This is a genomic window from Sandarakinorhabdus sp. (assembly GCF_031422795.1).
Classification (GTDB): Bacteria; Pseudomonadota; Alphaproteobacteria; order Sphingomonadales; family Sphingomonadaceae; genus Sandarakinorhabdus.
Map to the genome: position 1 here is coordinate 1 of NZ_JANPML010000071.1, position 10,550 is coordinate 10,550.

Annotated in this window: 10 protein-coding genes and 1 pseudogene; 2 read left to right on the top strand and 9 right to left on the bottom strand. The window is 64.3% G+C overall.

Going from position 1 to position 10,550, the window contains the following annotated elements; translation table 11 throughout:
- A partial coding sequence (locus RMO81_RS02870; RefSeq protein ID WP_310474224.1) for a signal recognition particle receptor subunit alpha occupies positions 1-1,030 on the bottom strand: 1,030 nt, incomplete at its 3' end.
- Between the two features lie 231 nt (positions 1,031-1,261).
- On the opposite strand from RMO81_RS02870, the gene RMO81_RS02875 reads away from it, so the two are divergent.
- Positions 1,262-3,604: an EAL domain-containing protein gene (locus RMO81_RS02875; protein WP_310474225.1), complete on the top strand. Its 2,343-nt coding sequence runs from the start codon at positions 1,262-1,264 to the stop codon at positions 3,602-3,604.
- 33 nt (positions 3,605-3,637) lie between these two features.
- Here the strand turns inward: RMO81_RS02875 and ftsY are convergent, their stop codons facing one another.
- From ftsY to RMO81_RS02905, 6 genes are all read right to left on the bottom strand, one after another.
- Positions 3,638-4,552, bottom strand: a complete 915-nt coding sequence (gene ftsY / locus RMO81_RS02880) for a signal recognition particle-docking protein FtsY (protein ID WP_310474226.1) — start codon at positions 4,550-4,552, stop codon at positions 3,638-3,640.
- Positions 4,549-5,352 (bottom strand): diaminopimelate epimerase, encoded by an 804-nt coding sequence (gene dapF, locus RMO81_RS02885; protein ID WP_310474227.1) that lies wholly within the window; start codon positions 5,350-5,352, stop codon positions 4,549-4,551. Before dapF ends, ftsY begins: the two co-directional genes overlap by 4 nt.
- Positions 5,353-5,361: 9 nt before the next feature.
- On the bottom strand, positions 5,362-6,195 hold the full coding sequence (locus RMO81_RS02890; protein WP_310474228.1) for a PhzF family phenazine biosynthesis protein: 834 nt from the start codon (positions 6,193-6,195) through the stop codon (positions 5,362-5,364).
- Positions 6,195-6,782, bottom strand: a complete 588-nt coding sequence (pdxH, locus tag RMO81_RS02895) for a pyridoxamine 5'-phosphate oxidase (RefSeq protein ID WP_310474229.1) — start codon at positions 6,780-6,782, stop codon at positions 6,195-6,197. Before pdxH ends, RMO81_RS02890 begins: the two co-directional genes overlap by 1 nt.
- Before the next feature lie 70 nt (positions 6,783-6,852).
- Complete coding sequence (locus RMO81_RS02900; RefSeq protein WP_310474230.1) at positions 6,853-7,167, bottom strand: TraR/DksA C4-type zinc finger protein; 315 nt, start codon at positions 7,165-7,167, stop codon at positions 6,853-6,855.
- Positions 7,164-7,412 (bottom strand): DUF465 domain-containing protein, encoded by a 249-nt coding sequence (locus RMO81_RS02905; RefSeq protein WP_310474232.1) that lies wholly within the window; start codon positions 7,410-7,412, stop codon positions 7,164-7,166. The genes RMO81_RS02900 and RMO81_RS02905 overlap by 4 nt, the downstream gene beginning before the upstream one ends.
- A gap of 188 nt (positions 7,413-7,600) precedes the next feature.
- Between RMO81_RS02905 and RMO81_RS02910 the strand changes: the two genes are divergently transcribed.
- Positions 7,601-8,485 (top strand): MipA/OmpV family protein, encoded by an 885-nt coding sequence (locus tag RMO81_RS02910; RefSeq protein WP_310474233.1) that lies wholly within the window; start codon positions 7,601-7,603, stop codon positions 8,483-8,485.
- A gap of 3 nt (positions 8,486-8,488) precedes the next feature.
- Here RMO81_RS02910 and RMO81_RS02915 read toward each other — a convergent pair whose 3' ends face one another.
- Both RMO81_RS02915 and RMO81_RS02920 read right to left on the bottom strand, forming a co-directional pair.
- Complete coding sequence (locus RMO81_RS02915) at positions 8,489-9,979, bottom strand: hypothetical protein (RefSeq protein ID WP_310474234.1); 1,491 nt, start codon at positions 9,977-9,979, stop codon at positions 8,489-8,491.
- 216 nt (positions 9,980-10,195) lie between these two features.
- Positions 10,196-10,550, bottom strand: a pseudogene (locus tag RMO81_RS02920) (excinuclease ABC subunit A); the annotation flags it as partial.

Here is a 10,550-nt window from a genome sequence, read left to right on the forward strand (position 1 = left end):
TTTTCATCTGGGCCAGTTGCTGGCGCAGATCGTCCATGTCGAATTGGCCCTTGGCCATCTTCTCGGCCATTTTCTCGGCCTGATCGGCTTCGAAATTGGCAGCAGCTTTTTCCACCAGGCCGACAATGTCGCCCATGCCCAAGATGCGGCCCGCAACACGGCGGGCGTCAAACAGTTCCAGCGCGTCCAGCTTTTCGCCGACACCGGCAAAGCGGATCGGCGCACCGGTGACCTGCCGCATCGAAAGCGCCGCGCCGCCGCGGGCATCACCGTCCATGCGGGTAAGAATCACACCGGTCAGCGCCACGCGTTCCTTGAAGGCGGTGGCAACATTGACCGCATCCTGACCGGTGAGGCTGTCGACCACCAGCAGGATTTCATCGGGCGTCGTGGCAGCGGCAATGGCGGCCATTTCGTCCATCAACGCTTCGTCCACGCCCAGACGGCCGGCAGTGTCGAGAACCACCACGTCAAAACCCTGCAGGCGGGCGGACTGACGGGCGCGCTCGGCGATCTGCACCGGAGTCTGGCCGGCGATGATGGGCAGGGTGGCGATGCCGGTCTGTTCACCCAGCACGCGCAATTGTTCCTGCGCGGCCGGACGGGCGACGTCCAGGCTGGCCATCATGACCTTCTTGCGCTCACGCGTGGAAAGCCAGCTGGCCAGCTTGGCACTGCTCGTCGTCTTGCCCGAACCCTGCAGGCCAACCATCATCACGACAGCGGGCGGGGTAACGGCGATCTTCAGCGGGGTTGGTTCATCGTCACCGCCAAGCAGTTCAACAAGGCAATCATTGACGATCTTGACGACCTGCTGGCCGGGCGTGACCGATTTGATGACTTCGGCACCGATGGCGCGCGCTGTGGCGTTGTCGATGAAATCCTTGACGACGGGCAGGGCGACATCGGCTTCCAGCAGCGCCACGCGCACTTCGCGCATGGCCGCACGCACGTCGATTTCGGTCAGCGCACCGCGGCCGCGCAACCGTTCGAAGATGCCGCCAAGGCGATCGGAAAGACTGTCAAACAAAGCCCAGAGGCCCCTTATTCAAACCAATTTGCCTCCAAATAGAAACGCGCCGGCGGGCGAAAACTCGCTGGCCGGCGTGCATCCTCGGACGCATGGCCTCCTCCCGGAAGCCGGCGCCTCCATAAGCGCATGGGGCAGGGTGGTCAAGCACCGTGGCCTGAGAGCGTCATTTTCGGTTGAAATCAGGCTGCTATCCAGCCCTTGGAGACCATGTTACACATTTGGGTTGTTATGGTTGATTCAGTTCGTGATCGCTCCGAGGTGCATATCCGCCGCAGTTGGCCACTGCGCTGGGCCCGGAACTTGCTGGGTGCGCCGTTGCCGGCGTCCCTGCAAGCCGAACTGACCCGGGATCTGGGCAATTACTTCCTGTCATTTGCCTTTGCCGGGCCGATCGCAGCGGCGCTGGCGATTGCCACGGCATTGACCGTGAAAAGCCTGCCGGCGCTGTTCTTTGCCGGGTTGGCGTTCGCGGGTTTCGCTTTCGTGATCTTTGCCTGCCACGCCGTGCGCCGACCTGATGGCGATGCGGATCTGGAAGAAATCGAAGCCCGTTATGTGTTGGGCACCATCATCGTGGCGGTTGGGATCGGTGGGATCGTTGCAGCCGTCCTGCGCCAGCCGGCACCGGTGCTGGCACAGGCAGTGGCGGTGATGGTGGCGCTGGCAACGCTGGGAGCGGCCAATGGCACCGGGCCGGGCCGGCCCTTGATCGCCCTGGTGCAATTTCCGGCGGTGAGCCTGCCGATCGGTTTGTCGCTGATGCGCTATTGGCCGTCGCCATGGGGCATAGCCGCTGGCGTGGGTGTGCTGGTGTTCGGGCTGTTGTGCGTGGCAATGGCGCGCCGCGGCTATGCCAGCCACATGCAATTGCTGCTGGCGCGCGAGGCGCAGGCCGCCGAACGGCAGCGGCTTGAAACCGCCGTTCATACGCTCAGCCAGGCGGTCACCATCCTTGATGCCGATACCAGGGTGGTGGCGATGAATCGCAGTGCGCTGGATTTGCTGGGGGTGGCTCCGATCGATCAAGCCAATCCGCCAACCTTTGCCGAACTACTGGCCGATGCGCCCAACCTGCAAAAGGCCGCAACCAATCGTGAGGAATTTCTGGGCCATGCCGCCATGCTGGTGGGCATGCGCCAGCCCTTCAGCGCCACCATGCACCTGGACGACAGCCGCGCTGTCGATCTGGAATGCCAGCCCGTGCCCGGCGGCGGCTGGGTAACGGTGATGCGCGACAGCACGGGCGAGCGCAACGCCATCGCCGAACTGAACCGCGAAATCAGGCGCTGCCCCGTCACCGGACTGCCTAACCGCCGCGCCTTTCTGGAAGAACTGGACAAGCGCCTGTTGCGCGGTGAGGGCTTTAGCCTCTTGCTGGTCGATCTGGACGGCTTCAAGCAGGTGAACGATCGTTATGGTCATGCCATGGGCGATCGCGTCATCACGCGCGTGGGTTTCCGCCTGCGCACCGCCGATCCCGGCCTGTTTGCCAGCCGGCTTGGCGGCGATGAGTTCGCCGTTTTGGCCGATGGTGACGACGTGCACGCCGCGATGGACCTGGCCCGCCACTTGATCGAGGCTGTCGATCAGCCTGCCCGATTTGGCGATGCCGAGATCCAGGTGGGTGCAGCTGTTGGTGTCGCGGTCAGCCCCGACAATGGTATCGAAGGCGAAGATCTGCTGCGCGCCGCCGATCTGGCGCTGCTGTCGGCCAAGGGACATCCGGGCAGCCATATCTGCCTGTTCACGCCCGAACTGAAACTGCTTTCGGCGCGCAATGCCGGGGTCGATTCACGGGTGCGTTCGGCCCTGCGTGCCGGCAATATCGATGTCGCCTATCAGCCACTGATCGATCTCGAAACCGGCAAGGTGGTGGCGCTGGAAGCACTTGCCCGCTGGCAGCCCGATGGCGGCGAGCCGGTGGCACCCGAAGAACTGGTTCGCATCGCCGAAGCGCGCGGCCTGATCACAATACTGCGCCGGCTGGTGCTGGAACAAGCCGCTGCCGTGACAGCCAGCCTGGATCAGACAATGAACCTGTGGATCAACGCGTCGGTGCACGATCTGCGCCAGCCCGGCATGGTGGACGAAGTGCTGAACGAGCTGAAGAGCGCCGGTCTGCCGCCACACCGCCTGGCGCTGGAGGTCACCGAAACGGCGCTGATGACCGATGAAGACGCTTGCCGCACCAACATCGAACGGCTGATCGATCTGGGCGTTGGCGTTGCCATGGATGATTTCGGTTCCGGTTTCTCTTCGCTCGATCGCTTGCGGCGCCTGCCGATCAATGCACTGAAGATCTCCGGCTCGCTGCTGTCGGGGGCGCCCGGCCAGTCGGCCGCCGCCGACATCTTCCGGGTTGCCGCCAGCCTTGGCCATTCGCTGGACCTGATGCTGGTGGCCGAAGGCGTTGAAACCCGCGAAGAACTGGAACTGGCCCGCGCCGCCGGTATCCACCGCGTGCAGGGCTTTGCGCTGTCACCGCCGGTGCCGGCCAACCGGATCCCGGAAGCGATTGCAGCAGCGGAAGCGGCGGCCAATACCGGGCTGCGGCTGCGCGCGGCGAGCTGAAGGCGGCAAAGCTGAAGCTCTGCTACTGATCGCTCAGTCGTCCGCCCCGGCAAGGGCTCTGGCAAATTCGCCGGCGTCGAAGGGCTGCAGATCGTCCATGCCTTCGCCCACACCAATCGCGTGGATGGGCAGGCGATATTTCTCGGCTGCCGCCACCAGCATGCCGCCGCGCGCCGAACCATCCAGCTTGGTCATCACCAGCCCAGTGACGCCCGCCACCTGGCCAAACACCTCGATCTGATTGAGCGCATTCTGGCCCGTCGTGGCATCCAGCACCAGCAACACATCATGCGGCGCGGTTGGATCCAGCTTGGCGATCACGCGCTTTATCTTGGCCAGCTCGTCCATCAAACCGGCCTTGTTCTGCAAGCGGCCCGCGGTATCGATGATGAGCAGATCAATGCCCTCGTCCATCGCCCGCTTGACGGCGTCAAACGCCAGGCCGGCGGCATCACCGCCCTGTTCGCCCGCCACGATCGGCACGCCAATGCGATCTGCCCAGATCTGCAGCTGGGAAATGGCCGCGGCCCGGAACGTGTCACCCGCGGCCAGCATCACCGATTTGCCGCCGGCCTGCCATTGGCTGGCCAGCTTGGCGATGGTCGTGGTCTTGCCGCTGCCGTTCACGCCCACCACCAGCACCACCTGCGGCCGATGCGTCACCTCAAGCGGCAGTGCCACCGGCGCCAATATGGCCTCCACTTCTTCGGCCACCACCTGGCGAATGCCGGCTTCATCAATGCCCTTGGCAAATTTCTGATCGCCCAAGCGCGCGCGGATGCGGCCTGCCACCGCCGGGCCCAGATCGGCGGCGATCAAGGCTTCCTCGATCGCGTCGAGCCGATCATCATCCAGTGGCAGCGTGCCCGTGGCCAGCCCGGTAATATTGTCGGCCAGGCGCTTCGATGATTTCGCCAGCCCCTGCGTCAGCCGCCCCATCCAGCTCATGCGTGAAGCTCCAGATCAATATCGCCGGTAAAGGCGATCACCGCCGGCCCGGCGAGCAGCAGATGGCCATCATCGCGCCGCGTAACATTCAGATCGCCGCCGGGCAAAGACACGCGCACGGCGGTATCCACCAGCCCGCGCCGCTGCGCTGCGGCCACGGCGGCCACCGCCCCGGTGCCGCATGCCAAGGTCGCCCCGGCCCCGCGTTCCCACACGCGCAAGATCAGATGATCGCGGGCCACCACCTGGGCAATGCCCACATTCACCCGTTCCGGAAACACCGGATCATGTTCGATCACCGGGCCGATCTGTTCCAGCGCTACAGCGGCCGCATCAGCCACAAAAAACACCACATGCGGATTGCCGACCGACAACGCCATCGGATGTTCAAGCCCCTCCCACGCCAGCGGCAGATTGGCCGTATCCATCGGATAGGCCAGCGGCACGGCATCCCATTCCCAGCGCGGCTGGCCCATGTCGACCTCGGCGCCGCCGGTGGTCGCGGCACTATCCAGCCTGCCACCTGCCGTTTCGATACTGTGCGTCCCGCCCAACAACGTGGCTGCAGCCCGGCTGCCGTTGCCACACGCCGCCACTTCACCGCCATCACTGTTCCAGAAACGCAGCCGCACATCGGCGCTGGCACTGGGTTCAATCAAAACAAGCTGATCAAAACCAATGCCGGTATGGCGATTGGCCAATGATCGCACCTGCGCGGCGCTCAGCGTGATCGGCTGCGCGCGCGCATCGAGCACAAGGAAATCATTCCCCAAGCCGTGCATCTTGATAAAACGCGTCATCCCCCGGCGTTAGCCGTTCAGGGCTGCATCCGGCAAGTCATACTCACCACGGATCACGGTGCGGGCCGTGCCGGTGAGGACAACGCTGTCACCGGCAACCCGGCAATCAAGCCGTCCGCCGCGGGTGCTGGCCTGAAACGCCGTGAACTGCGGGCGACCGAACCGCCCGGCCCACAGCGGTGCAATCACGGCGTGGGCACTGCCCGTCACCGGATCTTCACCGATCCCGCATGCCGGCACGAACACGCGCGAAAGCACATCGGTGTCTTCACCTGGTGCCGTGGCAATCAGCATCAGATCAATGCCCGGCGCCAGCGCCAGCACGGCCTTGAAATCCGGCTGCAAGCTTCGAACCTGATCGGGCGAATCGAACACGGCAACCAGATAATCGTCACCGCGCGCCCACACTTCGTACGGCAGCGATCCCAGAGCAGCAGCCACGGCGGCTTCCTCGGCACCCGTCACCGGCCGCTGGGCCGGCCATGACGGCAGGCTCATCACCAATCGCGGGCCATCGCGCGCCACCATCAGCAGGCCGGCCTTGCGGGTGAGAAAGCGCGCCACCTGCAAATTCGGCAGCGCTTCCAGCACGACATGGCCACTGGCCAGCGTCGCGTGGCCGCACAGCGCCACCTCCAGTTTTGGCGTGAACCAGCGCAACTCAAAATCCGCCTCAGGGCCGTCATGCGGCACCAGAAAGGCGGTTTCCGAAAGATTATTGTCGGCTGCGATGCCTTGCAGCACGCTGTCGGGCAGCCATTGCTCCAGAAACATCACGGCCGCCGGATTGCCGGAAAAGGCACCAGCAGCAAACGCATCGACCTGGGTAAAGGGCAGGCGCATCAGGGATACACCAGGCCAAAACGCCAGCCGTCAGCCTCCCGCAGAAACACTTCGCGTTCATGCCAGCGGCCATCGCGCGCTTGCCAAAATTCAATGCGTTCGGGCACCACGCGCCACCCGCTCCAGCGCGGCGGACGCGGCACATCGGCGGGAAAACGCGCATCCATCTCGGCAATGCGCGCTTCAAAGGTGGCACGGTCGGGCAGGGGTTGGCTTTGCAGGCTGGCCCAAGCCCCGAGCTGGCTTTCGCGCGGGCGCGTGGCGAAATAGGCGTCTGCTTCCGTCTCGCTCACCAGTTCGGCGCGGCCACCGATGCGCACCTGGCGCTGCAGCGATTTCCAGTGGAAATTCAGATGGGTTTGCGCGTTGGCCGCCAGCTCACTGCCCTTTTGGCTGTCGAGATTGGTGTAGAACACGAAACCGCGTTCATCCCATGCCTTCAACAACACAACGCGCAAGGATGGCGCGGCAGCGGGTGTCGCTGTCGCCACTGCCATGGCATTGGGGTCGTTGGGTTCAGCGGCCTGTGCGGCGGCAAACCATTCGGCAAAGCGGATGAAGGGGGTGGAGTGGGGCTGCAGGCTCATGGCCATGCTGGTTAGCGGCCGGCGCCCCACCTGTCATCCGCCATCACGCCGCGCGCCGAAACGCGCGCCATCACGCCGCACAGTTGATGCAGCGGGTCGCCGTCGGCAGCGCCGCCAGCCGCGCCGGGACGATATCGGCACCGCAATTGCTGCACACGCCATAATTGCCCGTCTCGATACGTTCCAGCGCCGCCAGTATCTGCTCGGCCTCGTGGATATGCTGCACTTCCAGCCCTTCGTTGGTCGCCAGTTCCTCCAGATCATTGGCCTGATCGGCAAATTTGGCCGAAAGCGGCTGGATCGTGGCCTGTTCCAGACGGGCGATTTCGGCGTGCAGCTCGTTCAGCCGGGCGCGCAGGGTGGCGGCGATCTGATCGGTGGTCATGCTTTTTCTCCTTCCAGAATGGCGGCGATCTGGTCGAGCAGCTGCAGCCGTTCCTTCTTCAGGCTCTCGGCATGGGCATCGTCCATGGCCGGGGTCACGCCCATCTCGCTGCGGCGGATTTCGTCATCCAGAACGGCATAGCGTTCGGCCAGCGTGCGGAAATGCCGATCCGTTTCTTTCAACTGCCGCAACCGGTCAGCAGCGGTGGGGAAGATGTCGTGCAGATCCTGCGGCAGATGGCTCATGTGGTGCTCCCATGGGTTTGTGCTCGTTCCAATGTGGCCCGCGCTGGTGCGACTTCCCATCGTGGCGATTGCGTATCTACTGTAGCACTTAGGCCCACCGATCCCAACGGGTGGCGCCACAGGCACATTGCAGTTCCGTAACAATACCAGTATCGCCAACCCACCCCCAATCCACCAAAGGCCCCCCGATGTTCCGCCGCGCAGCCGCTCCGATCCTGATCGCCACCACGCTCGCCATGGCCCCAGCCAAGGCCCAGCAGGGCCCGGCGCCGGGCGTGCCCACCACGTTGCAAGGCGCTCAGGCCCTGCGCCCACCCGCGCCAAAAACCTGGACCCTGGGCCTTGGCCTCGCGCCCATCGTTGCGCCGGTTTGGCAAGGCAGCCGCGATCACGGCCTGTCGATCTTCCCCGATCTGCGGCTCAACTATAAAGACGCCGTGTTCCTTTCCGTCCCCGATGGTCTGGGCTGGAACGCCATCAACCGCGATGGCTGGAAGATCGGCCCGCTCGCCAAGATCCGCTTTGGCCGACAGGAAAATACCGGTGGCTCGCCGTTCCTGATCACCGGCGGCTCAACGGCGCTGCTGGGCATGGGCAATATCGGCGTTGCCGGCGAATTCGGCGGCTTTGCCCAGAAAAGCCTGGCGGGTGGCAAGCTGCGCCTGCGCGCCGAGGTGCGGCAGGGCACGGGCGGCCACGATGGCCTGATCGCCGATACCATCATCGGCTGGAGCGACCGCAAGCGCGACGCCAGCCTGCTGTGGAACCTCTCGCTGCGCGCCACCTGGGCCGACAGCGATTACAGCAACGTGTATTTCGGCGTGTCCCCGGTGCAAGCCCGCGCCGCCGGCCTGCCGGCCTTCAACACCGGCTCCGGCCTGATCTCTGCCGGCGTCTCCGGCGCGCTCACCAAACCATTGGGCCGCTTCGGCAAAAATGGCGCGGTAACCTTGTTCACCAGCTATGATCGGTTGGGCGATGTGGCGGCAGATTCCAGCCTCATCCGCCTGCGCGGGCAGCGGGATCAAGTGTCGGTGGGCCTCAGCTATGGCGTGCGCTTCGGCTGGAACTAACCCTCACGCAACTCTGGCCAGTGATCCGCTGCCGACCCCAACGCCGTCACCGCCGCCGGGGCTGCGGCCCACGGTGAGGTTGGCCAGCGCCAGGCTCACCAGTTCGCGGTGCAGCGCCGGCGGCTGCGCCCTGAAGCGGGACGAAGCCACAACCTGCTCGATCAGGAATCGCGGCTGATAGGCGGCCAGATCAAGGCCCTGCGTCACGGTCAGTTCATGCTCGATCGCACGGATCTGGCTGTCGTCGGCCTCGATGCCGTTGGCCACTGTCACGCTCTTGAAAATACGCCGCCACGCCTCAGCCGAGGGCGGGCCAATCTCCAGCTTGTAGGGAATACGACGCAGAAACGCCGGGTCCATCAGATCGGCTGGCGCCAGGTTGGTGGAGAAAATAACCACCGTCTGGAACGGCACCCGGAAACTCTTGCCGGTGGCCAGCTTCATGTAATCCACGCGGTTTTCCAGCGGCACGATCCAGCGGTTGAGCAGCGCCGTGGGTGAAACCATCTGGCGGCCGAAATCGTCGATCAGCAACACGCCGCCCGCCGCCTTCATGTGCAGCGGCGCGGTATAAAAATTGCCGCCGCTTTCATGCTTCAGATCAAGCATCTCCAGCGTCAATTCACCCCCCGTCACGATGAACGGGCGGCGGCATGGCACAAACCGGCCATCAGCCTCATCCCGGTACAGGCTGGCCACCAGTCGCGGCCGCACCACAGTGGCATCGCGATCCACCGGCTGATGCACATCGGGATCAAACACCGTCATCACCTGGCCTTCCACCAGCACGGCATAAGGAATGTGGATGACATGGCGAAACACGCGATCAAGCCGCTGCGCCACCGAAGTCTTGCCGTTGCCGGGCGGGCCATACATCAACAAGGCCCGGCCCATGGTGATCGCCGGGCCCAGCTTGTTCACCAGCTCATCGGCGACTTCCAGGCCATCAAAGGCGCGGCGCATGCCGGCGGCGTCGATGATCTCGTTGGTCACCTTCTGCCGCTCGATCCAATGAGCATAAACCTCCAGCGGCACCGGCGCCGGCCCAGAATAAGCCGAACGCGCCATCGCTTCGCGTGCGCGCACCTTGCCGGTGTCGGTCAACTCATAACGCATGCCCAATTGGCCGCCGCCAATGCTGCCCAGCGCCGCTAGCAACTGCCCGCGCACCGCCGCTTCCAGCAATTCCGTCACCAGCCCCGGCGGCAAGCGCAACGCGCCGCTCAGATCAGCCGTCGTCTCTGCCGGGCCGATAAACAGGAACTTCAACATCAGATCGATCAGAAACGCCTCAGACAGGCCCGTCTCCGCCACCGTTGATGGCTCCACCGGCACGCCATCCACGAACTGTGCCAGCGTCTCGGCCGAAAGCGCCCCCGTCGCCACCAGGTTCGGCCCCAACCGGCCGCCTTCCTCGTGCTGGCGATCAACCGCCCGATCAATCTGCGCCTGGGTCACCAACCCCGCCGCCACCAGCAATTCACCAATCTGCATGCACTTCCCTCGCGCTTTACCCACTCAACAGGAACGACAAGGCGCAGCTAAACTGCACGACAATCGTTCCAGCGACCCCAATCACGAAATCGTCTTTACGCGATAAGGGTTTATGATTTGCGAATGAGCTGGGCGATACTTGGCGAAGAGGACTATTAGGGTTCTTCGGCTGGTAGGAACTGCGTCCCTGCCGGCCGGGGCCCCCCGCTTCCTTCCTCAGCCCTTCGCCTTGCGCGTGCGCTTCACGAGGGCGGCGGCTTCTCCCTCCACCGCACGGGGGGAGGCAGCCAGTAGCGGGGCGAGATATTTACCGGTCCAACTGGCGTCGCAGGCGGCCACGGCTTCGGGTGTGCCGGCTACCACCACATAGCCGCCCTTGTCGCCGCCGTCGGGGCCGAGATCGATGATGTGGTCGGCAGTTTTGATGACGTCCAGATTATGTTCGATGACGACGACGCTGTTGCCTTGATCGACGAGGGTGTGGAGGACTTCGAGCAGTTTGCGGACGTCTTCAAAATGCAGCCCGGTGGTGGGTTCATCGAGGATGTAGAGCGTGTTGCCGGTGGCGCGG

Excerpts from the sequence above, each read along its gene's own strand:
- RMO81_RS02875 (WP_310474225.1), top strand. The coding sequence starts at position 1,262 with ATGGTTGATTCAGTTCGTGATCGCTCCGAGGTGCATATCCGCCGCAGT.
- ftsY (WP_310474226.1), bottom strand. The coding sequence starts at position 4,552 with ATGAGCTGGATGGGGCGGCTGACGCAGGGGCTGGCGAAATCATCGAAG.
- dapF (WP_310474227.1), bottom strand. The coding sequence starts at position 5,352 with ATGACGCGTTTTATCAAGATGCACGGCTTGGGGAATGATTTCCTTGTG.
- RMO81_RS02890 (WP_310474228.1), bottom strand. The coding sequence starts at position 6,195 with ATGCGCCTGCCCTTTACCCAGGTCGATGCGTTTGCTGCTGGTGCCTTT.
- pdxH (WP_310474229.1), bottom strand. The coding sequence starts at position 6,782 with ATGAGCCTGCAGCCCCACTCCACCCCCTTCATCCGCTTTGCCGAATGG.
- RMO81_RS02900 (WP_310474230.1), bottom strand. The coding sequence starts at position 7,167 with ATGACCACCGATCAGATCGCCGCCACCCTGCGCGCCCGGCTGAACGAG.
- RMO81_RS02905 (WP_310474232.1), bottom strand. The coding sequence starts at position 7,412 with ATGAGCCATCTGCCGCAGGATCTGCACGACATCTTCCCCACCGCTGCT.
- RMO81_RS02910 (WP_310474233.1), top strand. The coding sequence starts at position 7,601 with ATGTTCCGCCGCGCAGCCGCTCCGATCCTGATCGCCACCACGCTCGCC.
- RMO81_RS02915 (WP_310474234.1), bottom strand. The coding sequence starts at position 9,979 with ATGCAGATTGGTGAATTGCTGGTGGCGGCGGGGTTGGTGACCCAGGCG.